Below are 26,331 nucleotides of genomic sequence, written 5' to 3'. Positions count from 1 at the left end.
CGACACAGAAGAGAAGAGAGACATGGCTACTGCAACCAAGACGGAGGCCGCCGACACGGCGACCACCAACGTCGGCCGCATCGTGCGCGTGACCGGTCCTGTCGTGGACATCGAGTTCGCACACGACGCACTGCCGCCAATCAACAATGCTCTGGAGACCGAGGTCACGGTCGCCGGCAGCTCGCTCAAGATCACCTTCGAGGTTGCTCAGCACCTCGGTGACGACCTTGTGCGCGCCATCGCGCTGAAGCCGACTGACGGCCTCGTGCGCGGTCAGGCGGTCACTGACACCGGCTCACCCATCACGGTGCCGGTCGGCGACGCCACCAAGGGCCGCGTGTTCAACGTGACTGGTGACGTGCTCAACGCTCCTGAAGGCGAAGAGGTCACCTTCGACACCCGGTGGTCGATCCACCGCGAGCCGCCGCGCTTCGACCAGCTCGAGTCGAAGACCACGCAGTTCCAGACCGGCATCAAGGTCATCGACCTTCTCACCCCGTACGTGCAGGGCGGCAAGATCGGCCTGTTCGGTGGTGCTGGTGTGGGCAAGACGGTTCTTATTCAAGAGATGATCGCCCGTGTGGCCAAAGACCACGATGGCGTGTCAGTGTTCGCTGGCGTCGGCGAGCGCACCCGTGAGGGTAACGACCTGATCCACGAGATGGACGACGCTGGGGTGCTCGACAAGACCGCCTTGGTGTTCGGCCAGATGGACGAGCCGCCGGGCGTGCGCCTTCGTGTGGCACTGTCTGCGCTGACCATGGCGGAGTACTTCCGCGATGAGCAGCAGCAAGACGTGCTGTTGTTCATCGACAACATTTTCCGTTTCACCCAGGCCGGCTCTGAGGTCTCGACCCTGCTGGGTCGTATGCCTTCAGCCGTGGGCTACCAGCCCAACCTGGCCGACGAGATGGGGCAGCTGCAGGAGCGCATCACCTCGACACGCGGTCACTCGATCACCTCGCTGCAGGCCATTTATGTGCCCGCCGATGACTACACCGACCCGGCTCCGGCCACGACGTTCGCGCACCTCGATGCGACCACGAACCTGACTCGTGACCTCGCCAGCCGTGGTCTGTATCCGGCCGTTGATCCGCTGGCCTCGACCTCGCGCATCCTTGATGCGCAGTATGTGGGCCAGGATCACTACGACACTGCGATTCGCGTCAAGCAGATTCTGCAGAAGAACAAAGAGCTGCAAGAGATCATCGCGATCCTCGGTGTGGACGAGCTCTCCGAAGAAGACAAGATCGTCGTCGAGCGCGCTCGACGTATCGAGCAGTTCCTCTCGCAGAACACCTACACCGCCGTGAAGTTCACTGGCGTCGAGGGCTCGACGGTGTCGATCAAAGACACTATCGAAGGCTTCAAGGCCATCTGCGATGGCGAGGTCGACAACATCCCGGTGCAGGCCTTCTACAACGTCGGGCCGCTCGACGATGTGTTCAAGAAGTGGGCCGAGATCAAGAAGAGCCTCGGGGAGTAAGTCATGGCACAGCCTTTCGACGTCGAGATCGTCTCGGCAGAACAGCTCGTCTGGTCGGGCAAGGCCACCCAGGTGGTTGCTCGCACCGTCGACGGTGAGATCGGCGTGCTCGCCGGTCACGAGCCGCTGCTCGCCGTGCTTGGCGATGGCCCAGTGCGGGTCACGCTGGCCGACGGGTCGGTGCTCGCACTGACCGCTGCAGACGGCTTCCTGTCGGTCGAGCGTGATGCCGTGCGTGTCGTCGCTCGGCAGGCCGAACTGGCTGCGTAGTCTCCACGACGCGCTTCGGCGTGTTCTTCTCTGTGTCGACAAGGCGTCCACCTTCGGGTGGGCGCCTTGTCGCGTTGCTGCAGCAAATCAGCTGCCTTCACGCACCGTGAAACACGATTGGATAAGTCTATGAGTGACCTGATGGTGCTGTTGCCACCCTCTGAGACCAAAACTCGCGGTGGCGAACTGCCGCCCGTTGATCTCGACGATCTGGCATTTGCCGACCAACAGCGCGCAGCACGCGAGCAGGTGACCACCTGGCTCGAAACGCTGTGCAAAAACCACGACCGAGCCCGGCAGGTGCTTGGGCTGACAGCGAAACAGGCTGAGGCCATCCATGCGAACGCTGAGCTGACCGATGCACGCACGATGCTCGCGCTCGAGCGGTATACCGGCGTGCTTTACTCGGCACTGCATGCTGATGACCTGTCTGCCACCGCACGCTCATGGAGCGCAGCGCATGTCTACGTGCAATCAGCGCTTTGGGGCATCATCTCGGTGGGCGACAGCATTCCGGAGTACCGCTTGTCTGCCGGGCTCAAAAAATCGGCACTCGACCTTGGCGCAGTGTGGCATGAGGTCGGTAGCGCGGTACTGGCTGACTCACTTGCAGCTGGTCGCGGTGTGCTCGATCTGCGGTCGAAGGCCTACGCAGCGCTGGCTCCGTTGCCGCACCACGAGCATGCCGTGTGGGTCGAGGTGGTCACTCGCAGTGCTGATGGTGCCACTCGAGCGCTCAACCACTTCAACAAACAGGCCAAGGGGCAGTTGGTGCGGGCCTTGGCCGAGCACGGTGACAAGGATGCGCCGGCCAACGGCGATGTCTGGAGCGATGTGCGTGCTGCGGCTGCGACGTTCGGTGCAGAATTCGAGCTTGGCGCACCGGGGTCTGCGCAGCTGATCATTTGAGCTCTATGAGGCTCAAATGAGGGGGAGTGCTACAGAGGCTGTGCCTGTGACGCGATGGTGCGATTGAGCTCAGCGACGATGGGGCATGAGGCGCAGCCGATCCAGACTTGGAACTCGCCGGGGTCGTCGAAGTCGGGAGCGGTGAGGAACTCGCTGCGCCACAGATCGATGGCCTGAGCCAACACCTCGCCGTGATGCTCTTCAATGGTGGGCAGCCAATGTACGCTCACCCGCGTTGGAGCATGGAGGGCCACCGGAGTGGTCTGCTCAGGGCGATACTCGATGAACACCTGGCCATGTGCGCGCTCGGGCAGCGCGGAAAGCATGAGCTGGATCATGGGGAGGTCGGTTTCGTCACCGGCCATCATGAAACGCCGGGACTGCGACGGATGCCAAGCACTGGCTGAGTACTCGATGTTCATAGTTCATCCAGTCTAAGTTAGGCGACCCTGAAAAGTACAGCCTGAATGTCTGCCTTCGCGGCGCGCGCCGTGATGGGTGTACCGCTCTCGGGCCGTAGACTTGTGACCAGTCATGCGCCGAAGACGACCGGGCATTCACCGGGAGGTGCATCTGAAAGGGCGGAACACCACATGACCGTGATCGGAACAGACCGAGGCAGTCTGCGGCGTGAGCTTGATGACGGCCGCAACGTGGTGATCGAATGGGGCGCGCTCAGCGACACCGGGCACCGTCGTGAGCGCAACGAAGACAGCCTCATTGCCACGCCAGCACTGTTCGCCGTGGCCGACGGCATGGGTGGTCACGAGGCGGGCGATCGTGCATCATCGGCAATCGTGACCGGGCTCAGCCACCTCAGCGAAGACTTCACCGGTCGCCAGCTCTATGATGCGCTGGTGTCGGCCAGCCGTGAAGTCGAAGAGATCTCTGCCCAGGCACATGGGCAGTCGGGGTCGACCATCACGGGCGTGGCGTTCAGCGCAGAGCACGACGATGTCGGGTGGCTGGTGTTCAACATCGGCGATTCGCGGGTCTATGCCTACTACGACTTGGCCCTGCGGCAGATCACCAGAGACCATTCCGTGGTGCAAGATCTGATCGACTCTGGGCAGTTGGCACCCGAAGACGCCGAGATTCATCCCGCGCGCAACTCGATCACTCGTGCGGTCGGCTTCAATATGGATCCACGGCCCGACCTGTGGCACATCGGCCTGGCTTGGCCGCTGCGACTGCTCGTGTGCTCTGACGGCCTGACCAAAGAGCTGCACGACAGCGAGATCGAACAGGTGCTCAGCGAGCATCCCGGCGCATTCGAGGCCGCTCGTGAGCTGGTGACGCGTGCCCTCGAGCACGGCGGCCGCGACAACGTCAGCGTCATTGTCGTCGACACCGAGGTCGAGACGGCAGAAAACGCTGCCGAGGAGTCGCATTGACTCGTCGGGTGATCGTGCTGGGCAGCACCGGCTCTATCGGCACGCAGGCCCTTGACATCATCGCGCGCAATCCCGATCGTTTTGCGGTCGTCGGCTTGGCTGCTGGCTCTGACCAAGCCCAGCTGCGAGCACAGGCGGCTCGATTCGGCGTGCCGGATGCTCAACTTGCGCTGGGTGCCAGCGCTGCGGCCGAGCTGGTGCGCACCACCTCAGCGGATGTCGTGCTCAATGCGATCAGCGGCTCGGCGGGTCTCGAGGCGACCGTTGCGGCCCTCGAAAGTGGGGCATCCTTGGCTCTGGCCAATAAAGAGAGCCTGGTGATCGGCGGAGACTTGGTGCGCGCACTGGCAGCTCCCGGTCAAATCGTGCCGGTTGACTCAGAGCACTCGGCCATTGCGCAGTGCCTCGCCTCCGGGCAGCGCGCTGAGGTAGATCGCCTAGTGTTGACGGCGTCGGGCGGGCCGTTTCGCGGGTATACGAAAGAGCGTCTGGCCGCTGTGACACCAGCCGAGGCGCTGAACCACCCGACTTGGCAGATGGGGCCGCTGGTCACCACGAATTCGGCCACCTTGGTCAATAAGGGGCTCGAGATCATCGAGGCGCACTATCTGTTCGATGTGCCCTACGATCGCATCGACGCGGTCGTGCATCCGCAGTCGATGGTGCATTCGATGGTGCAATTCGTCGACGGCAGCACGATCGCCCAAGTGTCGCCGCCCGACATGCGTCTGCCGATCAGCTTGGCTCTCGACTGGCCGAACCGAGTGCCGAAGGCCACGGCTGCGGTCGACTGGAGCCGCGCATGGCAGTGGCAGTTCGAACCCATCGATGAGTCAGTGTTCGGTGCGGTGGCGCTCGCGCGCGAAGCCGGCACGCGAGCGGGGAGCTGGCCGGCGGTGTTCAACGGTGCCAACGAACGCCTGGTGGCGCTGTTTCATGCCGGTAATATCGCCTTCGCTGACATCGTCGCCGGAATTCGGGCGACGCTCGACCTTTGGGCGGCCGACGAGCGGTCGCAGCAGCCCGTGACGTTGCGTGGTGTGCTCGCCGCCGACCAATGGGCTCGGACAGCAGCCGATCAGGCAGCACACAGCATTACGGAATAGCATCGGAGATCATGGACATCCTCTGGTACATCGTCGGCATCATCGCGATCGCGTTTGTCATCGCGGTCTCGATCGCCCTGCATGAGCTGGGGCACCTGTTTTGGGCTAAGCGTTTCGGCATCAAAGTCGAGCAGTACATGATCGGGTTCGGCCCCACCCTGATCTCTTGGCGCCGCGGTGAGACTGAATACGGGTTCAAGGCCTTTCCGCTGGGCGGCTACATCTCGATGATCGGCATGTTTCCGCCTGATGAGGCGGTTGACGCCAGTGAGGAGTCTGCGCAGAAAGACGGCACCAAGCCGGGGCTGATCACCGTATCGCGCCGCCGCCTGGCGCAGATGGTGCGCAACGCTCGGCGCGCGAGTGCTGACACGATCGCCCCGGGCGACGAGCACCGCACCTTCTACCGGCAGCCGGTCTGGAAGCGTCTGCTCGTGATGCTCGGCGGCCCGGTGATGAACCTGCTGATCGCGCTGGTCTGCTATGCCGTGCTCGTCATGGGCTTCGGAACGGTGCAGTCCACGACCACGCTGGCCACGGTGTCGCAGTGCGTGATTGCGGCCGACAGCACGCAGACCGAGTGCACCGACTCTGACCCACTGTCGCCGGGGGCTGCAGCGGGGCTTCTGCCGGGTGACCAGGTGCTGTCGATCGGCGGCGAAGACGTCAACCAGTGGAGCGATGTGCAGACCATCGTGCAGCCGCTGGCAGGTCAGACGGTGACGGTGCAGGTGCTGCGCGACAACGCGGTGGTCTCACTCGATCTCACCCCGCAGGCCAGCACGCGCTATGTCTACGACAAGTTCGGGCGGGTGCAAACCAACGCCGATGGCACAAAGCAGACCGAGACGGTAGGGTTCATCGGCATCTCGCCGACCTCGACGCGCGTGCGGCAACCCATCACTGCGGCATTCACTGCCGTCGGAGACAACCTGCAGCTGGCGGCCGAGGGCATCATCAGCCTGCCGCAGAAAGTGGTGGCCGCCACACAGGCCGCATTCAGCGATCAGGCTCGCGACCCCGATGGGCCGATGAGCGTGGTCGGTGTCGGGCGAGTGGCCGGTGAGCTCACGGCGAGTGACCAGATCTCATTGAGCGAGAAGGTGGCGTCACTGATCGGTCTGGCCGCTTCGCTGAACGTGGCGCTGTTCGCCTTCAACATGATCCCGCTGATGCCCCTCGACGGCGGGCACATCTTCGGCGCACTCTGGGAGGGGCTGCGCCGCGCGGTTGCCCGCATGACCGGCCGCAGAGATCCAGGCCCGTTCGACGCCGCACGTCTGATGCCGCTGACGGTGGTGGTGTTCGCAGTGCTGCTGGCAACCGGCGGCATGCTCATCTACGCCGATCTGGTCAAACCGATCCAAATCTTCGGCTGAGGTCGGCGTCACTAGACTTGAGTTGCGCGGTGCATCGCAGCACCGCTGAGCGCCCAGTACAAGGGCACAGAGGAGACATCGTGGCAGCAGTGAATCTCGGCATGCCGCAGGCACCGCAGCAGGTGCTCGCGCCGCGGCGCAAGACCAGGCAGATCCAGGTTGGCAGCGTCGCGGTCGGCGGCGACGCTCCGGTGAGTGTGCAGTCGATGTGCACCACCAAGACCACCGACATCGGTGCCACGTTGCAGCAGATTGCCGAACTCACCGCCGCGGGCTGCGATATCGTGCGTGTGGCGGTGCCGAGCCAAGACGATGCCGACGCGCTGCCGGCGATCGCCAGCCACTCGAACATCCCCGTTGTCGCAGACATTCACTTTCAGCCGCGCTACGTGTTTCAGGCCATCGAAGCCGGATGCGCTGGCGTGCGCGTCAACCCCGGAAATATCCGCAAGTTTGACGATCAGATCGCCGATATCGCGAAGGCCGCCTCCGACCACGGTGTGGCGCTGCGCATCGGTGTCAACGCCGGCTCGCTCGATAAGCGCCTGCTCGAGAAATACGGCCGAGCCACTCCCGAGGCGATGGTCGAGTCGGCCGTCTGGGAGGCCTCGCTGTTCGAAGACGTCGGCTTTCACGATTTCGCGATCTCGGTCAAACACCACGACCCGGTGGTGATGATCGAGACCTACCGCCAGCTCTCGGCGCGAGGTGACTGGCCGCTGCACCTGGGCGTCACCGAAGCCGGCCCTGCCTTTCAGGGCACCATCAAGTCTTCGGTGGCCTTCGGCGTGCTGCTGGCCGAGGGCATCGGCGACACCATCCGTGTGTCACTCTCGGCTCCACCCATCGAAGAGGTGCGTGTTGGGCTGAAGATTCTCGAATCGTTGAACCTGCGCGAACGCAAGCTTGAGATCGTCTCATGCCCGTCGTGCGGCCGCGCCCAGGTCGATGTGTACACCTTGGCCGAAGACGTCACCGCAGGGCTCGAGGGCATGAAGGTGCCGCTGCGAGTGGCCGTGATGGGCTGTGTGGTCAATGGGCCTGGCGAAGCTCGCGATGCAGATCTCGGCGTGGCCAGCGGCAACGGCAAGGGGCAGATCTTCGTCAAGGGCGAGGTCGTCAAGACCGTGCCCGAAAGCGAGATCGTGGCGACGCTCATCGCCGAGGCCAACCGGCTGGCCGCAGATCTGCCCGCCAGCGACGATGCCCACGTCGAGGTGATCACCGCATGAGCACCTCATCAAACGAACCGCAGCTGCCGGATGCGATGCGCGCGTTTCGTCCCATCGCCATCGTCTCAGCGCTGGCCGCGGTGGTGCTGCTGTTCGTCGATTTCGAGGGAGCCGGTCTCGTCTGGCGACGTCTGCTGACTGTGGGTGTTGCTGCGGCGGCGGTGTTTCTGGCCGTCAACTGCTTCAGAATCTCGCAGCGGGGCTGGGGCATCCTGCTGGCTGCTGTCGCTGTGGTATTTCTGCCGATCTGGTACGACGTCAACCAGGTGCTGTGGTGGGTTGTTGACGGCATTTCAATCGTGGCGCTGCTCGCGGCTGCCTGGCGATTCGCCGGGCCGCCCCCTGAGCCCGACCCAGACAATCTGCCCGACCGCTTTCTCTGATCAGCGCAGCGCGGTGTGCGGTATACGATGGTCTCACCCGAATCTGTGAAGGATGAACCTGTGCCCACCCGCATGTCGACCCTGTTTCTGCGTACGCTTCGCGAAGACCCCAACGACGCCGAAGTTGCCGGCCACCGTCTGCTGGTGCGCGCCGGGTACATCCGCCGTGAGGCGCCCGGTATCTTCGCCTGGCTGCCGCTCGGGCTGCGGGTGCTGCGCAAGGTCGAGGCGGTCGTGCGTGCCGAGATGGAGGCGGCCGGCGCTCAAGAGGTGCACTTTCCCGGGCTACTGCCGCGTGAGCCCTATGAGGCCACCGGTCGCTGGGAGGAGTACGGCGACAACCTCTTCACGCTGAAAGATCGCAAAGACGCCGACTATCTGCTGGCGCCCACCCACGAAGAGGTCTTCACCCTGCTGGTCAAAGATCTCTATTCGTCGTACAAAGATCTTCCGGTCACGCTCTACCAGGTGCAGACCAAATACCGCGATGAGGCGAGGCCCCGCGCCGGTCTGCTGCGCGGGCGCGAGTTCGTGATGAAAGACGCCTATTCGTTCGACATCGACGATGCCGGCCTCGACGTGAGCTACCAGCTGATGCGTGACGCTTACGAGCGCATTTTCGAGCGGCTCGGCGTCGAGTACGTCATTGTGAAGGCCGACGCCGGCGCAATGGGCGGGTCGAAGTCAGAAGAGTTTCTCTCACCCTCACCGATCGGCGAAGACACGTTCGTCTACACCGATGCCGGGTACGCGGCCAACGTCGAAGCGGTGACCACCGCGCCGGCCGCGCCAATCGATGCCGCTGCGGCTGGCCCAGCTGAGGTTGTCGACACTCCGTCTGCGACCACTATCGAGGCGCTGGTCGCGGTGCTCAACGAGGGCTTCGCCGATCGCCGCGAGGGGCAGTGGAGTGCGGCCGACACGCTCAAGAATGTCGTGCTGCGCCTGACGCATCTCGACGGCGAGACCGAGCTGGTGATCGTGGGCGTACCCGGAGACCGCGAAGTCGATCTCAAACGCGCTGAGGTGGCCTTCGCGCCCGCCGAGGTAGAGCCGGCGACTGAGGCCGACTTCGCCGCGCATCCTGAACTGGTCAAAGGCTACATCGGCCCGCAGGGCGCGGCAGGGCAGCCGCAGCTGCTCGGCGAGCAGTCAGCCTCGGGTATCCGCTATCTCGTCGACCCCCGCGTGGGCGACGGCACGGTGTGGGTCACTGGTGCCAATCAGCCACAGCGTCACGCACTGGGTGTGGTCGCTGGCCGCGACTTCGTCGCCGACGGCTTGGCTGACATCGCCGAGGTGCGTGAGGGCGACCCGGCTCCCGACGGCTCAGGGCCGCTGCGCACGGCACGTGGCATCGAGATCGGCCACGTCTTCCAGCTCGGCCGCAAATACGCCGAGGCACTCGACCTCAAGGTGCTCGATCGCAACGGCAAGCTCGCCACGGTGACTATGGGCTCATACGGCATTGGCGTCACCCGCCTGATCGCAGTGCTCGCCGAGGCCTACCGCGACGACCGCGGACTGCTCTGGCCCGACGAGGTCGCTCCGTTCCAGGTGCACGTGGTGGCGACGGGCAAAGACGAGCAGGTCTACGAGGTGGGAGCCGAGATCGCTGACGAGCTTGAGGCTCGAGGCGTCGAGGTACTCTTCGACGACCGTCAGAAGGTCTCACCCGGGGTGAAGTTCAAAGATGCCGAGCTGATCGGCGTGCCGCATGTGCTGGTGGTTGGCAAGGGGCTCGCCGACGGCCAAGTTGAGCTGTGGGATCGTCGTGCGGGGGCCAAAGACCAGATCGCGCGCCAAGACGCCACGCGTACGCTGCTGCATCGTCTCGATCTCGACTGATCAGCCGAGGCCCCGGGGCGGCGGCGCCGCCGGGTGCTACCCTAGACGCAGTTGTTCGAGTTGAAGACGCTCGGTGCGAGCCAGCGCCGAGGCCACATGTGAATACAGGAGACGGCATGAAAATCGATCTGGGTGCGCTGCGTCTTCTCGAGAGCGAACGCGAGATTCCCTTCGACGAACTCGTCGTGATCATCGAGCAGGCCATTCTCACCGCCTACCACAAGCACGTCGGGCACGACTCCGAGGCCCGCGCGCAGATCAACCGCAAGACCGGCGAGCTCAACATTCTCGAAGTCGAGACTGACGACGAGGGCAACGAGCTCGGTGAGGCCGACGTCACTCCCGACGACTTCGGTCGTGTTGCTGCGCTGGCGGCTCGACAGGTGATCAACCAGCGGCTGCGCGCGCTCGCCGATGACACGTTGCTCGGTGAGTACAAAGACCGCGAGGGCACGATCGCCGCCGGTGTCATTCAGCAGGGCACCGACCCGCGTCTGGTGCAGGTTGATCTGGGCACCATTGAGGCAGTGCTGCCGCCAGAAGAGCAGACTCCGGGCGAGCAGTACCGTCATGGTGATCGCCTGCGAGTGTTCATCACCAAGGTTGAACGCGGCAACAAGGGGCCGAGCGTGATCGTCAGCCGTACGCACCCAGGGCTGGTGCGCGGGCTGTTCGAGCTCGAGGTTCCCGAGATTCACAATCACTTGGTCGAGATCGCCTCGACCGCCCGTGAAGCGGGTCATCGCACCAAGATCGCCGTGCGTGCGCTGCAGCCGGGCATCAACGCCAAGGGTGCGGCCATCGGTGAGCTGGGCTCGCGTGTTCGCGCCGTCACGTCTGAACTCGGCGACGAGAAGATCGACATCGTCGACTACAGCGAAGACTTGGCGACGTTCGTGGCCAGTGCGCTGTCACCGGCCAAGGTGACTCGCACCGAGGTGGTTAGCGAAGAGCTTAAGGCTGTGCGTGCATTCGTGCCCGAGTCGCAGCTCTCCCTGGCGATCGGCAAAGAAGGGCAGAACGCTCGCTTGGCGGCCAAGCTCACTGGTGCCAAGATCGACATCCAGCCCGACCGGGCATAGGCAGACTCGCGGGTTGGCCGGTCGCCCTGACCGAGCTGACGCGCTAAGATGGCTGAGGCATGTGCTTCGACGCGCATGCATCTCTTCCGACAGAACAGGTTGATCGGCTGATGGACGCATAATGAACGGCTCGAAATGAGACGTCAGAAGTAACGCCTGCTCCCATGCTCGGGTGCAGGCCTGAGACAGGAGAATTGTGGCGAAACCACGCGTACACGAAGTGGCCAAGGAGCTTGGCCTCACGAGCAAAGAGCTGCTGGCGAAGCTCAACGACATGGGCGAATTCGTCAAGGGCCCATCGTCAACCCTCGAGCCGCCAGTCATTCGCAAGCTGAAAGAGGCCATCCCGGCCCAGAAGCCTGCTGAGGCCGCAGCACCCAAGAAGGCCGCGCCGAAGAGCACGGCGACCCCCAGCGCACCCGTGCCGGGCGCACCCAAGCCGGGTGCCGCATCCGGCGCTGCAACACCGAAACCCGCCGAGACCAAGCCTGCTGCGCCCAAACCCGCCGCGGCCAAGGCCGCTGCGAGCGAGTCGGCACCCAGCGCACCCGCGCCCAGCAAACCCGCCGAGTCGGCGACACCGAAGCCCGGTGCAACGCCCACGCCGAAGCCTGCTGACGGTGGTGCGGCGCATCCGTCGCCGGCCAGCATGATTCCGCGTCCGCGCGCACCGCGCCCGGCGAACAATCCCTTCTCGCCCAAGCACAATGGCCCGCGCCCGCACGCACCACGTGTGGCGAACAACCCCTTCACGCCGCGCCCCGGTGGCGCCCGGCCCGGCCCCGGCTCGCACGGCGGTCGCGCAGGCGGTCCCAACCGTGTCGGTCAGGGCGGTGGCGCTCGGCCTCGTCCAGGTCAGGGCGGCGGGTTCCAGCGACCCGGCGGCTTCGGCGGCCAAGGTGCTGCTGGCGGTCCTGGCGGTCAGCGCGGTGGTTTCGCGGGCGGCGGTGGTCGTCCGGGCCCCGGCGGCCGCGGACGCGGCGGCACAGCAGGCGCCTTCGGGCGCGGTGGAGGCCGTGGCAAGTCGCGCAAGTCGAAGCGGGCGAAACGTCAAGAGTTCGAGCAGATGGAGGCTCCGACCCTCGGCGGTGTCTCGGTACCCCGCGGCAACGGCGAGAGCGTTATCCGTCTGCGCCGTGGTGCTTCGCTCACCGATTTCGCCGACAAGATCGGCGCCAACCCGGCATCACTGGTGACGGTGCTCTTCCACCTCGGCGAGATGGCCACGGCCACCGAGTCGCTCGACGAAGACACCTTCCAGCTGCTCGGCGCCGAGCTGGGCTTCAAGATCCAGATCGTCAGCCCCGAAGACGAAGACAAAGAGCTGCTCGAGCAGTTCGACATCGACCTCGAAGATGAAGACGATCCCGATGCACTCGTAGTTCGTCCTCCGGTGGTCACCGTCATGGGTCACGTCGATCACGGTAAGACTCGACTGCTCGATGCCATTCGACACACCAAGGTGGTCGCCGGTGAGGCCGGTGGCATCACCCAGCACATCGGTGCCTACCAGGTGCAGGCAGAGCACGAAGGCGTCGAACGCGCCATCACCTTCATCGACACCCCGGGTCACGAGGCGTTCACCGCCATGCGTGCTCGTGGTGCGAAGGTCACCGATATCGCCGTGCTTGTGGTTGCCGCCGATGACGGTGTGATGCCGCAGACGATTGAGGCCTTGAACCACGCCCAGGCTGCTGGTGTGCCGATCGTGGTGGCGGTCAACAAGGTAGACAAGCCCGACGCCAATCCGGCGAAGATCCGTCAGCAGCTGACCGAGTTCGGCCTGGTCGCCGAAGAGTATGGCGGCGACACGATGTTCGTCGACGTGTCGGCGAAGAACAACATCGGCATCGACAAGCTGCTCGAGGCGATTCTGCTGACGGCAGATGCCGGGCTCGAGCTGGTGGCGAACCCTGATCGCGACGCTCGCGGTGTGGCCATCGAAGCCAACCTCGATAAGGGTCGTGGTGCGGTTGCCACTGTGCTGGTGCAGAACGGCACCCTGCACGTCGGCGACGCCATCGTGGCGGGCACCGCGTACGGTCGTGTTCGCGCTATGTTCGACGAGAACGGCGAGAACGTGGAGGCGGCTGGTCCGTCGCGTCCGGTGCAGGTGCTCGGTCTGACGTCGGTGCCTCGCGCTGGCGATAACATCTTGGTCACCGAAGACGATCGCACTGCGCGTCAGATCGCTGAGAAGCGCGAGGCTGCACAGCGCAACGCCTTGCTGGCCAAGAGCCGCAAGCGCATCAGCCTCGAAGACTTCACCAAGGCACTCGAAGAGGGCAAGGTCGAAACGCTCAACTTGGTTATCAAGGGCGATGTGTCTGGTGCCGTCGAGGCTCTCGAAGAGTCCCTGCTCAAGATCGAGATCGACGATTCGGTGCAGCTGCGCATCATTCACCGTGGTGTGGGCGCCATCACCGAGTCTGACGTGAACCTGGCTACGGTCGACAACGCCATCGTGATCGGCTTCAACGTGCGCCCCGACGGCAAGGCTCGTGAGGCGGCACAGCGCGAGGGCATCGATATCCGGTTCTATTCGGTGATCTACGACGCGATCGACGACATCGAGAACGCGCTCAAGGGTCTGCTCAAGCCCGAGTACGAAGAGGTGCACACTGGCACCGCCGAGGTGCGCGAGGTGTTCCGCTCCTCGAAGTTCGGCAACATCGCCGGTGCACTGGTCAAGTCGGGCGGTGTGACCCGTAACTCGAAGGCTCGCGTGCTGCGCAACGGCGTGGTGCACGGCGACAATCTCTCGATCGAGTCGCTGCGTCGCTTCAAAGACGACGTCACCGAGGTCAAGCAGGGCTACGAATGTGGTATCGGTCTGGGCTCGTACAACGACATCCAGGTCGGCGACGAGATCGAGACCTACGAGATCCGAGAGAAGCCGCGCGACTAGCGCCGGCATGTGCCACAGGCACTGACGAAAGACGAGGCATCAGCTATGGCTGACAACGGAGGACGCGCGGCCCGACTGGCCGACCGCATCAAGGTCATTGTGGCCAAGCGGCTCGAACGCGGGCTGCGCGACCCCCGCCTCGGTTTCGTCACCATCACCGACGTCAAGGTGACGGGTGACCTGCAGCACGCCAGCATCTTCTATACGGTGTTGGGCGCCGACGAAGAGCGGGCAGACACCGCCGCTGCGCTGAAGAGCGCCACGGGGCTGCTGCGCACCGAGGTCGGTCGCAATATCTCGGCACGTCTGACCCCGTCGCTCGAGTTCATTCTCGATGCGATTCCCGAGAACGCAGCGCATATCGAAGACCTGTTGGCTACAGCTCGGCGGCGTGACAAAGAGGCGCAGAAGGCAGCCGAGTCAGCAACCTTCGCCGGCGACGCCGACCCGTACCGCCGTGCCGAAGACGAAGATGAAGACGCTGACGAAGCCATTGGCGAGGCGCCACAAGACTGAGTTCGGTTTCGCGCATCTTGGCGAGTGCCCGCAAACTGTGCGCTAGAGCTGCACGTAAGGGGCCAGCCTTGCATCGCTGACCACTGCCTCTGGGCTCTGAAACGCTGGCGCCGACGTTTCAGCTGAACGCTCCACCTCATGCACCATCTGCACGAGCGCTGCGTTGACCGGTGCCTGCAGCCCAACTTCTTCAGCGGCCTGAACAACTGCCCCATTGAGGTAGTCGATTTCGGTCGGCCGCCCGGTGCGCACCGACTGTAGCGTCGACCCTGTGTTCGGAGTGTCACCCATATTGTGTGCCATTAGCAGCGGTACGAACTCTGCCGTGGCCAGCGACGCCTCGGCGAGCACACTCAGCAGCGCATCGTTGAGCGCCTGCACTGCGGCGAAATGCACCCCGTGTGCGCGAGCTACCTGCACGCCCTCGCGCAGCGACAGGGTGAGCACCCGGCGCAGCCGCGGATCGGCGATGGTCGCCTGGATGGGCAGCCCCGTGATCGCCGGCAGCGCATTGACTTGGTTGACCATCAGTTTGCTCCACAGTACGCCCTGTGTATCAGGGCAGAGCTCGGCCGGCACAGCCGGCTGCAGCAGAGATACCAGCGCTGCTGCCGTGCTCTGCTCGGCGCCGTTGAGTGCACCCACCAAGGTGGCGCCGGGAGTGGTCACCTCAATGTGCCCGGGCTCAGGCACATTCGCCCCGATCGAGGTGGTGCCGCTGAGCACATGTGCGTGCGGCAGCGCGACCTGCGCGTCACGAGCGCCATTCAAGCCGTTCTGCACCACGAGTACCGTGGTGTCACGCAGCCAACGTTCGTTTGCCGCGATCGCGGCCGGGGCATCCTGCGCCTTTGTCGTGACGATCGCCAGCGTGGGGCGCCGATGCAGCGTGAGCTCGGCAGTCACCCGTGCGGTATGTTCGCCGAGCGCACCAGTCAGGCGCAGACCGGATGCCCGAATCGCCTCGAGATGCGCCCCACGTGCGGTGATGGTCACATGGTGGCCCACGGCGTCGAGTCGAGCTGCGATTGAGCCGCCGATGGCTCCTGCGCCGATGACCGCGATGTCGATGGGGTCAGACTCGAGGCGAGCGGCCGAGTTCAAGGCGGGGGAGGAGTCTTCAGTGACGTCGTCGTGCATGCTGAGATTCTATGCGCTGTGGCAGAATGGAGCCCATGCCCGAACCCACGAACGCCGCCGGTCGCAGCGTGCCCGACGACGCGATCGTGCTTGTCGACAAGCCCGCCCACTGGACGAGTCACGACGTGGTCGCCCGCGCCCGGCGGGTCTTCGGCACCCGCCGAGTCGGACATGCCGGCACCCTCGACCCGATGGCCACAGGGCTGCTTATTCTGGGCATTGAGCGGGGCACCAAGCTGCTCACACACTTGGTCGGTCTCGACAAGGTGTATAGCGCGACTATTCGCCTCGGGCAAACCACGATCACTGATGACGCCGAGGGCGAGGTGACTGAGACAGCTTCGGCTGAGGCACTTGCAGCGCTCGACGAGCAGCGTGTCCGCGAGCTGGTCGACGCACATCTGACCGGTGAGATCGATCAGGTGCCCTCCGCGGTCAGCGCGATCAAGGTCGATGGGGTGCGCTCTTACGCTCGAGTGCGTTCGGGGCAGCAGGTCGAGCTGAAGGCCCGCGCAATCACGATTTACACGTTCGAGATTACGGCGGTGCGACGCACCCCAGCGGGGTTTCTCGACGTCGAGGCTCGGGTGCACTGCAGCTCTGGCACCTACATTCGTGCGCTGGCACGCGATCTTGGGCAGCTTGCCGGCGTCGGCGGACATCTGACCGCACTGCGCCGCATCTCGGTGGGGCCGTTCTCGGTTGACGAGGCTGGCACGCTGCCGGGTCGTGAGGTGCCCGTCGACCAGATCGTGGCACCCCCTACGCTGACACTCGCCGACGCGGCCGGTCGGGTCTTTCCGGTGCGTGCGCTCGACGATCAAGAGGTGATTGATCTCGGTCACGGCAAACGACTTCGCGCGAGTGCACAACCGGGGCTCACCGCTGCGGTAGATGCGGCTGGTCGCCTGCGTGGCATCCTGACGAACCGTGCCGGCCAGGCGCGGTCTGTGCTGGTGCTGCCCATCGATGACGCTCCGCGCGGCAACAAAAGAGAGGGCTGAGATGCTCGACTGGCTGACCTGGACCCAGATCACCATGAGCCTCGGAGCGGCGCTGTTCTGCTTCGTGCTTGCAGCAATCGGGCGGGCGCCCGATGATCTGTCGGTGGGCTCGCTCATCGTGGTCGAGGCGCTGCTGGTGGTGCAGCTGGTCGTGAGCATCGTGCTGGCAGTGTCTGGCCATGGCTCGCGGGGTGACGGGCTCGAATTCGCGGGCTACCTGTTCACCGCTCTGATCGTGCCGCCGGCAGCGGGGCTTTGGGGGCTGCTCGAACGCAGCAAGTGGTCGACGATCATTCTGGGCGCTGCGGCACTCACCAATGCGGTGCTGATCTGGCGCATGGATCAGATCTGGTTTCTGACCGCTTGACACGCCTGCGCCAACTAGGATTATTGCGTCATGAACTCGTTCGCACCCAAGACTCCGCTGAGCACGCACGATGCGCAGGCCAGCGATGACGAATCGCCGCGCCTGAGCGGTCCGGGCCGCCTGTTGGTCGTGGTCTACGCCATTCTCGCGCTCGCCGCGACCGGCCGATCAGTCTTTCAGATCGGCATGAAGTTCTCGCATGCCCCCCTCGCATACGGCCTCAGTGCGCTCGCCGCTGTGGTGTACATCCTGGCGACGGTCGCGCTGGTGCGGCACCATCACAAAGGATGGCACCGGGTCGCGGTGTGGGCCATCGGCTTCGAATTGGTCGGCGTGCTCGTCGTCGGGGCGCTGACCCTGTTCGCGCCCGAGCTGTTCGTCTCGGCCGACACGCCTGGTGGCCGCCCCGAGAGCACGGTGTGGGCGCTGTTCGGTCGCGACTACGGCTTTGTGCCGCTCGTGCTGCCGCTGCTCGGTCTGTGGTGGCTGGCCAAGCATCGCCCGGGAACACAGGCAGTGGAGACCGCGGCGAGCGGCGAGGCGCGCTGATGCGGGTGTTTCGGCTCGAACACGAGCACTATGACTTGGGCCCGTCAGCGGTGGCCATCGGCAAGTTCGGCGGGCTGCATCTCGGGCACCAAGGGGTGATCGAACGTCTGCGCGAGCTGGCCGACCAACGCGGGCTGGTGTCGGTGGTGGCGACGTTCGACCGACACCCGCTGTCGGTGCTCGCTCCGGCCCACTGCCCGCAGCCTTTGGTCAGCCCGCGGCGTCAGACCGAGCTGTTTGAGGCGACCGGTGTCGATGCCGTTGCCGTGCTGGCCTTTACGCGAGACTTCGCCTCCCTGACACCGCAGGAGTTTGTCACAGACGTGCTTGTCGGGCAGCTGCAGGCCAAACTGGTGCTCGTGGGAGAAGACTTCACTTTTGGACACCGGGGTGCGGGCACCATCGACACGCTGCGCGAGCTCGGAGCCAAAACAGGGATCGAGGTGGTTGTGGCACCGACCCTGCGACCAGACGACAACGCCCCGAAGTTCTCATCATCGACGGTGCGTGACGCGCTTGCCCGCGGTGATCTCGACACCGTCGAGGCGGTGCTCGGGCGCCACCACGATGTCAGCGGGTTCGTGGTGCACGGCGCCAAGCGTGGCCGCGAGCTGGGGTTTCCCACGGCGAACCTGGGCCCGGGCGACGACCCGGTCACTGGTGAGCACCGCGAGGTGGAGGGGTTCGTACCGGCAGACGGCGTGTACGCCGGCTGGCTCGATGTGTATGCGGGTGATGCAACGGGGGTTGAGGCTGGGGCTGTGCGACGGCATCCTGCCGCGATCTCAGTGGGCACCAACCCCACATTTGACGGTGTACCGCGCACGGTCGAGGCACATGTGATCGATCGTGACGATGATGATGTCACGCATTTTGACCTGTACGGGCACTGGGCGCGGGTCGTGTTCGTGCAACGCCTGCGCGGCATGGTGGCCTATACCGGGCTCGAGCCGCTCATTGAACAGATGCGTCAAGATGTCGATGACGCTCGTGAGGCGCTGCAGCACGATGCTGCTTCGCCGTCAGCACCCCGGCGCTGATTCGCGCCCCGGCAGCGCAGACACTGGCAATTTGAATGGATCAAGACTAGTGTGATTCTTATATACCCCCAAGGGTAATAATCGCATCAGAAGGGAAGCACAGTCATGGCCGCACAGAACGTCGATGTCGTTACCACAGAGCAGTCGCCGAAGGAGGTCACATCATTGCCGCGCCTGAATGAGCCCGCGCCCGCGTTCACTGCCGTCACCACTCAGGGCGAGGTGAACTTCCCGGCTGACTTCGCGGGGCATTGGGTTGTGTTCTTCAGCCATCCGGCCGATTTCACGCCTGTGTGCACCAGCGAATTCATGACCTTCGCGCATATGGAGAAGGAGTTCGCCGAGTACAACACCAAGCTGCTCGGCCTGTCGATCGACAGCTTGTATGGCCACATCGCGTGGCTGCGTCTGATCAAAGACCGCATGGAGTTCCGGGGATGGAAGGATGTCGAGGTCAAGTTCCCGTTGATCGAAGACATCAAGATGGAGATCGCACACAAGTACGGCATGGTGCAGCCCGGCGAAGGCGACACCCAGGCGGTGCGCGCGGTGTTCATCGTCGACCCCAAGGGCATTCTTCGCACGATCATGTATTACCCCATGAGCACCGGGCGCAACATGCAGGAGATTCTGCGCATTCTCAAGGCGCTGCAAACCGCCGACCAGTTCAATGTGGCGACGCCCGCCGACTGGGTGCCTGGTGAGCGCGTGATCGTGCCCACCGCTGGCTCCTGCGGCGTTGCCAAAGAGCGCATGGACGGCGAGGTCGAGGGAGTTGAGTGCGTCGACTGGTTCTACTGCACTAAAGAGCTCTCGGCTGATGAGATCGAGCAGAGCATTCGCACCAACCCAACTGAGGTGCTCGGCTACTGAGCTGAGGTGACGGTGGGCAGCGCGTGCGTGCTACTATAGATCGTTCGCCGTTCGATCGGCCGCGGATCCAGAGCGCTGTATTCACCAGGAGTGCAGCACCGCGCAATGAGTGAGAGGAACACGCCCATGGCACTGCCCACCGACGTCAAGCAGCAGATTATCAACGAATACGCCACCCACGAGGGCGACACCGGCTCACCCGAGGTGCAGGTCGCGCTGCTCAGCCGCCGCATCGCCGATCTCACCGAGCACCTGAAAGAGCACAAGCACGATCACCACTCACGTCGTGGCCTGCTGCTGCTCGTCGGCCAGCGTCGTCGCCTGCTCGGCTACCTGCAAGATGTTGATATTGAGCGCTACCGCAAGCTCATTGAGCGCCTCGGCCTGCGCCGATAATCTCGACCACTGTGCTGAAAAGCCCCGCTTCGGCGGGGCTTTTTGCTGTCTGGGCGCGGCGCGGCGTTGCCTGTACGGTGGTTTTTGTGGGTGCCCGTCTTTTACCGTGGCATTTGTGGCGTTTGAGCGTCGTATCGGTAGGCATCGTTGAGATTTGGCACCGTTTTCGACGCAGAATCTGGCCTATAGCCCCGGAATCTCGCAGCGATGCTGCTGCCGCGAACCCGCTACGGGACGAGTTATCCACAGAAATCGATTTTCGCTGCGATGGCTCGGTGCACCGTCGAACGGTGCGGCAGAGTGAAGAGCATGAAGACATCACCACCAAGATCAGTCCTCCTGCAATACCTCGCGGGCATTGTCGTGGGGCAGGCCCCGCAAGACCTCTTCGTCGCCGCAGCACGACGTGAATCACTGAGCGAAGTGACGATCCTGCGCCCCGGCGATGAGCCTGCATCCGATGCTCTGCACGATGCTGGCGTCGTCGAAGAGGGCGACCTCTTCATCGAAGCACGCATCAAGCCGCTCCCTGGTGCGGAGCATGACCTCGACGAGTCTGTGTCGGCGACGGCGCAAGAGCGTTTGGTGAACGTGCTGCTCTATGACGATGGCGAGGGCGTCAGCTTCGCCAGCCGCGTGTGTAGCGCAGACCCCCAGGGGGCTGTTGAACCCGGGTATGCCATCGATGAGACTCAGACCGAGCCGCTGAACGAGTTCGCCATCGCTGTGGCGCTCAGAGTGCTACGCGAAGAGGTTCCCGGCATCTCTGACGTGCTGTTGCCACTGCGCGACTAGGGCGACCCGCATGCGCACCACGGTGGTGATTCCCACATACGGTCCGGGCCTGCCAGATCGGGAGCAGGCCACGACTCTCGTCGTGACCTGCTGCTGCACGCCGCTCAGCAGGGCCGAGTCTCTGAGGCGACAGGGTTGCCCTCTGCTAGACTGTGGAACGGTTCATCATGAACCACTCACAAATGAAAACCGTGCAGGTGAGCCGTTCAGGCGCTGATCTTCGGTGGTGAGTTTCGGAAGCCGCGTGTTTGCGTGAGGTCCGAGGTTTTCTACTGTTGATCAGCTCCATATGTTGCTCATGCCCGCTCTGCCTGCCTGCACGAATCAGGTAAAGGAGAACCCCTTGGAGGGTCCAGAGATCAAATACGCCGAGACCGTTCTCGACAACGGTGCTTTCGGCACGCGCAAGATCCGCTTCGAGACCGGCCGCCTCGCCCAGCAGGCCGCCGGCGCAGTGCTCGTCACGCTCGATGACGAGACCACGCTGCTGTCGACCACTGCCGTGTCGAAGAAGCCGAAGGAAGACTTCGACTTCTTCCCACTGACTGTTGACGTCGAAGAGCGCATGTACGCCGCGGGCCGCATCCCCGGCTCGTTCTTCCGTCGTGAGGGGCGCCCCTCAACTGACGCCATCCTCACCGCGCGTCTGATCGACCGCCCGCTGCGCCCGTCGTTCGCCGAGGGCCTGCGTAACGAGGTGCAGGTGGTCATCACCGTGCTGACCATCGCTCCCGATGTGCGCTACGACACCGTCGCGATCAACGCAGCCAGCGCATCCACCCAGATCGGCGGCCTGCCGTTCTCGGGGCCTATCGGCGGCGTGCGCATCGCGCTCATCGACGGCCAGTGGGTGGCATTCCCCACGCAGAGCCAGCTCGAGAAGGCGGTCTTCGACATCGCCGTGGCCGGCCGCAAGGTCATCAACGAGGCTGGCGAGCCCGACATCGCGATCATGATGGTCGAGGCTGAGGCTGGCGAGAACAGCTGGGATCTGATCCATGCTGGCGCCATCAAGCCCGACGAAGAGGTTGTCGCTGGCGGCCTCGAAGCGGCGAAGCCGTTCATCCGTCAGCTGATCGAGGCTCAAGAAGAGCTGGCTCGCCAGTCGGCCAAGCCGGTTGCCGAGTTCACGCTCTTCCCGCCCTACACCGCAAACGTGTACGACAAGGTTGCCGAGCTGGCCGAAGAAGAGCTCAAGTCGGTCTACCAGATCGCCGACAAGCTTGAGCGTCAAGACGCTGACGATGCGCTGAAGGCACGCGTGAAGGAGTCGCTGGCTGCGGTGCTCACCGAAGACGAGTACAACCAGATCGGTGCCGCCTACAAGTCGGTCACCAAGAAGATCGTCCGTGGTCGCATCATCTCCGAGGGCATCCGCATCGACGGCCGTGGCCCGCGCGAGATCCGTGCCCTCGACGCCGAGGTGGGCGTGCTGCCGCGCGTGCATGGCTCGGCACTGTTCCAGCGCGGTGAGACTCAGATTCTGGGTGTGACCACGCTGAACACGCTCAAGATGGAGCAGCAGATCGACTCGCTGTCGCCGGTCAAGAGCAAGCGCTACATCCACCACTACAACTTCCCGCCCTACTCGACTGGTGAGACCGGCCGCGTGGGTAGCCCGAAGCGTCGTGAGATCGGTCATGGTGCACTCGCCGAGCGCGCTCTGGTGCCGGTGCTGCCGAGCGTCGAAGAGTTCCCCTACGCAATTCGCGAGGTCTCTGAGGCACTGGGCTCGAACGGTTCAACGTCAATGGGTTCGGTCTGCGCCTCGACCCTGGCGTTGCAGAACGCCGGTGTGCCGCTGCGCGCTCCGGTCGCTGGCATCGCCTCGGGCCTGATCAGCCACAAAGAGGGCGATCGCACTGAGTACGCCGTGCTCACCGACATCCTGGGTGCTGAAGATGCGCTCGGCGACATGGACTTCAAGGTGGCCGGCACTGCCGAGTTCATCACCGCGATTCAGCTCGACACCAAGCTCGATGGCATTCCTGCTTCGGTGCTGGCCGGCGCACTGACACAGGCCAAAGAGGCGCGCCTCACGATTCTGGGCGTGCTCAACCAGGCCATCTCGGGCCCCGACCCGCTGGCAGACACCGCCCCGCGCATCATCACGGTGCAGGTGCCGGTGTCGAAGATCGGTGAGGTCATCGGCCCCAAGGGCAAGATCATCAACCAGATCCAAGAAGAGACCGGTGCCGACATCTCGATCGAAGACGATGGCACCGTCTACATCGCCAGCGCCGATGGTCCTTCGGCTGAGGCAGCTCGTGCGGCGGTCAACGCCATCGCCAACCCGACCGTGCCCGAGGTGGGCGAGCGCTACCTCGGCACCGTGGTGAAGCTGGCCGACTTCGGCGCCTTCGTCTCGCTGGTGCCCGGTCGCGATGGCCTGCTGCACATCTCTGAGCTGCGCAAGCTCAACGGTGGCAAGCGCGTCAGCGAAGTCAGCGAGGTCGTGAGCGTGGGTCAGAAGATCCAGGTCGAGATCTCGAAGGTCGATGACCGCGGCAAGCTGTCGCTGGTGCCGGTCATCGAAGAAGACGAGGCTGCGGCCGCTGAAGGCGAGTCTGCCGAGTAGTCATTCAGCTCCAGCACAAGCGGGGAGTCCGAGACAGTGTCTTGGGCTCCCCGCTTTCGCAGTTAACTGGCCGATGTGTGCCGCGCCAGCGCGTCAATCGCGTGTCGCGCGACCAAGCGAGCACCACGGGCTGAGCTGATGGTGCTCGCCTGGGGCCCATAGCCGGCCAGCAGGATGTGCGGGTCGCGTTGGGCGACCCCGTCGACGACGGCAATGCCCCCGGCTGGTTCGCGCAGGCCCAACGGCTGCAGATGTGCGACGTCTGGGCGAAAGCCGGTGGCCCAGATGATGGCGTCGAGGTCGAGGTGCGAGCCATCGGCGAGCACCACGCCCGACGTGTCGATGCGCGAAAACATCGGCTGGCGCACCAGCTCACCACGCTGGTACAGGGCGCGCATGTTGTTCGTGACTGGAACATCCGTTGTGCTCACAATGCTGGGCAGGGGCAGCCCTGCCCGAGCGGCGGCGTCTTGTGCGGCAACGGAGGCTCGACCGCCCTCGAAGCCCAGCGAAGGCTGATCGATGAAGTGCACCGGTCGCCGGGTGAACCAGTGCACGCTGCGCGCCACGTCGTGCAGCTCGACGACGAAGCCGATCGCCGAGGTGCCGCCGCCGACGATCGCGACTCGCTGCCCGGCGAACTCATCGGCTCGCACATACTGCTGGGTATGCAACTGGCGACCGGCGAAGCGCTCGATGCCCGGCAGATAAGGGACATTGGGCGCACCCCACGTGCCGGACGCATTGATCACCACGTCGGCGAACAGCGTCTTTGCACCACCCGGAGTCTGCGCATCGAGCCGGTACCTGCCTTCGGCGGTGTCGGCAGCCTCAACTCGAGAGACTGCGGTGACGGCATGTCGATGGTGCACCTGCAGGTTGTGAAAGCGCTCATAGCGACGGTAGTAGTCGCTCACCACCTCGCCGGCGGGCTGATCGCCGGGCGCTGTCTCGAAGCTGATGCCGAGGTCGCGACGCATGCCGGGCAGATCACTTACGCGATGGGCGTCATCGAGCCGCAGTGAGTGCCAGCGATGCTGCCAGGCGCCACCGGCATCCGGATCGCGGTCGAGCACAACGAAATCGACACCGGGGCGCAGCCCAGAATGCTTGAGGTGATAGGCGACGGCGAGACCGGCCTGACCGGCGCCGATGACCGCCACGGGAACGTGCCCGGGCAGCGTTGAGGTGTTCTGAGTCACACCTGATGCAACGGGGGCGCTGAGAGTGCTATTCCGCGTCAGCCTGAGTCGCCGAACTCGACCGTGCCACCGTGTGCAGGTGCACTACAGTTGAGCGAATGAGCACTGCATCACCCACGACCTCTCCGCTGCCGCTGCCGCTCGAGGTCGATGACCTCACCCTCGAACTCGACGGAGGCGCGCAGGTTCACCGCACCGTGCTGCCCAACGGTGTGCGCGTGATCAGCGAGCACATTCCCGGTGCCCACTCGGCATCGATCGGGTTCTGGGTGCCGGTGGGCTCGCGTGACGAACATGAGGGTCAGTTTGGCTCCACGCACTTTCTCGAACACCTGCTGTTCAAAGGCACGGCCGCACGTACGGCACTCGACATCGCCATTGCTTTCGACGAAGTCGGCGGAGAATCGAACGCGCTGACCGGCAAAGAGTACACCTGCTACTACGCCAAGGTGCGCGACGCCGACCTTCCCATGGCAACTGAGGTGCTCACCGACATGGTCGTCGGTTCGCTGCTCGATACCGAGGAGTTCGACCGCGAGCGCCAGGTGATCCTCGAAGAGCTGGCCATGAGCGAAGACGACCCCACCGACGTGGTGCACGAGCTGTTCGGCTCGTTGGCATATGCCGGTCAGGCGCTCGGCCGACCCATCGGCGGTACCCGCGAGTCGATCGGTGCGGTGCAGCGCGATGCGGTCTGGGAGCACTACCGGGCCAACTATCGTCCCGAAGACATCGTGGTTGCGGTTGCCGGAGCGGTTGATCACAGTCGCCTGCTCGAGCAGCTGCACCACGCGTTCGCGCAACAGGGCTGGGATGCGGCGAGCCACGGCCCATTACATGCTCGCCGTTCACACGAGTTGCTGCCCACTCCGGCACAGCAGTCGGCGCAGGTGGTGAGCCGCGACGCAGAGCAGGTGAATCTGATTATCGGCACGCGAGGAATTCCCGCCTCTGACGATCGCCGATTCTCACTCAGCGTGCTCAACGCCATTCTCGGTGGTGGCATGAGCTCCAGGTTGTTCCAAGAAGTGCGTGAGAAGCGCGGCTTGGCATATTCGGTGTACTCATTCGGTGGCACATATGCCGATGCCGGCACATTCGGCATGTATGCGGGCACCCGGCCCGAGACGGCTGGTCAAGTTGCCGGCCTGCTGCGCGATGTGCTTGCCAGGTTCGCTGACGAGGGGCCGACGGATGCCGAGCTCGCCCGCGCCCACGGCCAGCTTTCGGGTGCGATCACTTTGGGGTTCGAAGACTCGTCGCAGCATATGACACGTCTTGGCAAGTCTGAGATCGGTCTGGGCGAGCTGTGGGATCTGCCGGCCAGCATTGCCCGGTTGCGGCAGGTGAGCGCATCTGACGTGCAGCAGCTGGCACAGCTGTTCGCGACCTCACCCCAGCATGTGGCTGCCGTCGGGCCGGTTGACGAGGAGGCACTTCACGGTTGATGCGCTGCGCGGCCTGAGCACGTGCGAGACAATGAAGGCATGCGCACACTGCTGAACATCATCTGGTTGTTCTTCGCCGGGCTCTGGCTCTGGCTGGGGTACATGATCGCCGGGCTGCTGCTGTCTGTGACCATCATCGGTATTCCCTGGGGCATCGCCTCTTTCCGCATAGCGAGCTATGCGCTGTGGCCGTTCGGGTACACCGTGGTCGCCAAACCCACGGCCGGCGTCGGCTCGTTTCTGGGCAACGTGATCTGGTTCTTGCTGGCCGGGCTCTGGCTGGCCATCGGGCACGTCGTCTCCGGGCTGGCGCTGTGCATCACCATCATCGGCATTCCGATGGGTATCGCCGATTTCAAAATGGTGCCGGTCTCGCTGGCACCACTCGGCAAGCAGATCGTGCGCATCGATGATCTGGAGCGCTGA

The 26,331-nt window shown here is 64.3% G+C and carries 25 protein-coding genes; 22 read left to right on the top strand and 3 right to left on the bottom strand.

Annotated elements, in window-relative coordinates:
- Positions 1 to 22 precede the first annotated feature (22 nt).
- The 3 genes from atpD to G557_RS0104725 all read left to right on the top strand — a co-directional run bounded on the left by atpD (position 23) and on the right by G557_RS0104725 (position 2,665).
- Entirely contained in the window at positions 23 to 1,486 is a 1,464-nt protein-coding gene (gene atpD, locus G557_RS0104735) for a F0F1 ATP synthase subunit beta (protein ID WP_028245148.1), read from the top strand.
- Between the two features lie 3 nt (positions 1,487 to 1,489).
- Positions 1,490 to 1,756, top strand: a complete 267-nt coding sequence (locus G557_RS0104730) for a F0F1 ATP synthase subunit epsilon (protein ID WP_028245147.1) — start codon at positions 1,490 to 1,492, stop codon at positions 1,754 to 1,756.
- Between the two features lie 129 nt (positions 1,757 to 1,885).
- Positions 1,886 to 2,665 (top strand): YaaA family protein, encoded by a 780-nt coding sequence (locus G557_RS0104725; RefSeq protein WP_051224575.1) that lies wholly within the window; start codon positions 1,886 to 1,888, stop codon positions 2,663 to 2,665.
- Between the two features lie 29 nt (positions 2,666 to 2,694).
- On the opposite strand, the gene G557_RS11755 is transcribed toward G557_RS0104725, so the two are convergent.
- Complete coding sequence (locus G557_RS11755; protein ID WP_051224573.1) at positions 2,695 to 3,087, bottom strand: SIP domain-containing protein; 393 nt, start codon at positions 3,085 to 3,087, stop codon at positions 2,695 to 2,697.
- A 171-nt stretch (positions 3,088 to 3,258) separates the two neighbouring features.
- Here G557_RS11755 and G557_RS0104715 point away from each other — a divergent pair, with 171 nt between their 5' ends.
- The 9 genes from G557_RS0104715 to rbfA all read left to right on the top strand — a co-directional run bounded on the left by G557_RS0104715 (position 3,259) and on the right by rbfA (position 14,513).
- Positions 3,259 to 4,059, top strand: coding sequence for a PP2C family protein-serine/threonine phosphatase (locus G557_RS0104715; protein WP_028245145.1), 801 nt, complete (start codon positions 3,259 to 3,261; stop codon positions 4,057 to 4,059).
- Complete coding sequence (locus G557_RS0104710) at positions 4,056 to 5,165, top strand: 1-deoxy-D-xylulose-5-phosphate reductoisomerase (RefSeq protein WP_028245144.1); 1,110 nt, start codon at positions 4,056 to 4,058, stop codon at positions 5,163 to 5,165. Before G557_RS0104715 ends, G557_RS0104710 begins: the two co-directional genes overlap by 4 nt.
- Before the next feature lie 11 nt (positions 5,166 to 5,176).
- Positions 5,177 to 6,544 carry a M50 family metallopeptidase gene (locus tag G557_RS0104705; protein ID WP_036961148.1) on the top strand — a complete coding sequence of 456 codons (1,368 nt, stop codon included), beginning with the start codon at positions 5,177 to 5,179 and terminating at the stop codon, positions 6,542 to 6,544.
- Positions 6,545 to 6,645: 101 nt separating this feature from the next.
- Positions 6,646 to 7,776, top strand: a complete 1,131-nt coding sequence (gene ispG / locus G557_RS0104700; protein ID WP_036961382.1) for a flavodoxin-dependent (E)-4-hydroxy-3-methylbut-2-enyl-diphosphate synthase — start codon at positions 6,646 to 6,648, stop codon at positions 7,774 to 7,776.
- A complete protein-coding gene (locus G557_RS0104695) occupies positions 7,773 to 8,159 on the top strand; it encodes a hypothetical protein (protein ID WP_028245141.1) in 387 nt (128 codons plus the stop codon). The genes ispG and G557_RS0104695 overlap by 4 nt, the downstream gene beginning before the upstream one ends.
- Before the next feature lie 60 nt (positions 8,160 to 8,219).
- A complete protein-coding gene (locus G557_RS11750) occupies positions 8,220 to 10,007 on the top strand; it encodes a proline--tRNA ligase (protein WP_211220517.1) in 1,788 nt (595 codons plus the stop codon).
- A 116-nt stretch (positions 10,008 to 10,123) separates the two neighbouring features.
- Positions 10,124 to 11,089 (top strand): transcription termination factor NusA, encoded by a 966-nt coding sequence (gene nusA, locus G557_RS0104685; RefSeq protein WP_028245140.1) that lies wholly within the window; start codon positions 10,124 to 10,126, stop codon positions 11,087 to 11,089.
- 196 nt (positions 11,090 to 11,285) lie between these two features.
- The gene (gene infB, locus G557_RS0104680; protein WP_036961145.1) at positions 11,286 to 13,997 is read left to right on the top strand and encodes a translation initiation factor IF-2; all 2,712 of its coding nucleotides are present in this window, start codon (positions 11,286 to 11,288) and stop codon (positions 13,995 to 13,997) included.
- A 45-nt stretch (positions 13,998 to 14,042) separates the two neighbouring features.
- Positions 14,043 to 14,513 (top strand): 30S ribosome-binding factor RbfA, encoded by a 471-nt coding sequence (gene rbfA, locus G557_RS0104675; RefSeq protein WP_028245138.1) that lies wholly within the window; start codon positions 14,043 to 14,045, stop codon positions 14,511 to 14,513.
- A 42-nt stretch (positions 14,514 to 14,555) separates the two neighbouring features.
- Here the strand turns inward: rbfA and G557_RS0104670 are convergent, their stop codons facing one another.
- Complete coding sequence (locus G557_RS0104670) at positions 14,556 to 15,653, bottom strand: ketopantoate reductase family protein (RefSeq protein WP_245542770.1); 1,098 nt, start codon at positions 15,651 to 15,653, stop codon at positions 14,556 to 14,558.
- A 35-nt stretch (positions 15,654 to 15,688) separates the two neighbouring features.
- Between G557_RS0104670 and truB the strand changes: the two genes are divergently transcribed.
- The 8 genes from truB (at position 15,689) to G557_RS0104630 (ending at position 23,255) form a co-directional block, all read left to right on the top strand.
- A complete protein-coding gene (gene truB, locus G557_RS0104665) occupies positions 15,689 to 16,657 on the top strand; it encodes a tRNA pseudouridine(55) synthase TruB (protein ID WP_051224568.1) in 969 nt (322 codons plus the stop codon).
- A gap of 1 nt (position 16,658) precedes the next feature.
- A complete protein-coding gene (locus tag G557_RS0104660; protein ID WP_028245135.1) occupies positions 16,659 to 17,024 on the top strand; it encodes a hypothetical protein in 366 nt (121 codons plus the stop codon).
- 30 nt (positions 17,025 to 17,054) lie between these two features.
- On the top strand, positions 17,055 to 17,573 hold the full coding sequence (locus G557_RS0104655; RefSeq protein WP_425414031.1) for a hypothetical protein: 519 nt from the start codon (positions 17,055 to 17,057) through the stop codon (positions 17,571 to 17,573).
- The gene (locus tag G557_RS11745) at positions 17,573 to 18,613 is read left to right on the top strand and encodes a bifunctional riboflavin kinase/FAD synthetase (RefSeq protein ID WP_051224565.1); all 1,041 of its coding nucleotides are present in this window, start codon (positions 17,573 to 17,575) and stop codon (positions 18,611 to 18,613) included. Before G557_RS0104655 ends, G557_RS11745 begins: the two co-directional genes overlap by 1 nt.
- Positions 18,614 to 18,718: 105 nt before the next feature.
- Entirely contained in the window at positions 18,719 to 19,486 is a 768-nt protein-coding gene (locus G557_RS0104645; RefSeq protein WP_211220516.1) for a peroxiredoxin, read from the top strand.
- A gap of 126 nt (positions 19,487 to 19,612) precedes the next feature.
- On the top strand, positions 19,613 to 19,882 hold the full coding sequence (gene rpsO / locus G557_RS0104640) for a 30S ribosomal protein S15 (RefSeq protein WP_028245132.1): 270 nt from the start codon (positions 19,613 to 19,615) through the stop codon (positions 19,880 to 19,882).
- 309 nt (positions 19,883 to 20,191) lie between these two features.
- Positions 20,192 to 20,677, top strand: coding sequence for a hypothetical protein (locus G557_RS0104635; protein WP_028245131.1), 486 nt, complete (start codon positions 20,192 to 20,194; stop codon positions 20,675 to 20,677).
- Between the two features lie 343 nt (positions 20,678 to 21,020).
- Positions 21,021 to 23,255: a polyribonucleotide nucleotidyltransferase gene (locus G557_RS0104630; RefSeq protein WP_028245130.1), complete on the top strand. Its 2,235-nt coding sequence runs from the start codon at positions 21,021 to 21,023 to the stop codon at positions 23,253 to 23,255.
- Between the two features lie 62 nt (positions 23,256 to 23,317).
- On the opposite strand, the gene G557_RS0104625 is transcribed toward G557_RS0104630, so the two are convergent.
- Positions 23,318 to 24,457, bottom strand: a complete 1,140-nt coding sequence (locus G557_RS0104625) for a flavin-containing monooxygenase (protein ID WP_051224562.1) — start codon at positions 24,455 to 24,457, stop codon at positions 23,318 to 23,320.
- A 98-nt stretch (positions 24,458 to 24,555) separates the two neighbouring features.
- On the opposite strand from G557_RS0104625, the gene G557_RS0104620 reads away from it, so the two are divergent.
- The gene (locus tag G557_RS0104620; RefSeq protein WP_036961141.1) at positions 24,556 to 25,905 is read left to right on the top strand and encodes a M16 family metallopeptidase; all 1,350 of its coding nucleotides are present in this window, start codon (positions 24,556 to 24,558) and stop codon (positions 25,903 to 25,905) included.
- Positions 25,906 to 25,944: 39 nt separating this feature from the next.
- A complete protein-coding gene (locus tag G557_RS0104615; RefSeq protein WP_028245127.1) occupies positions 25,945 to 26,331 on the top strand; it encodes a YccF domain-containing protein in 387 nt (128 codons plus the stop codon).

This window comes from Pseudoclavibacter soli DSM 23366 (genome assembly GCF_000423505.1).
Classification (GTDB): domain Bacteria; phylum Actinomycetota; class Actinomycetes; order Actinomycetales; family Microbacteriaceae; genus Pseudoclavibacter_A; species Pseudoclavibacter_A soli.
This window is presented reverse-complemented; position numbering and strand designations above follow the sequence as displayed.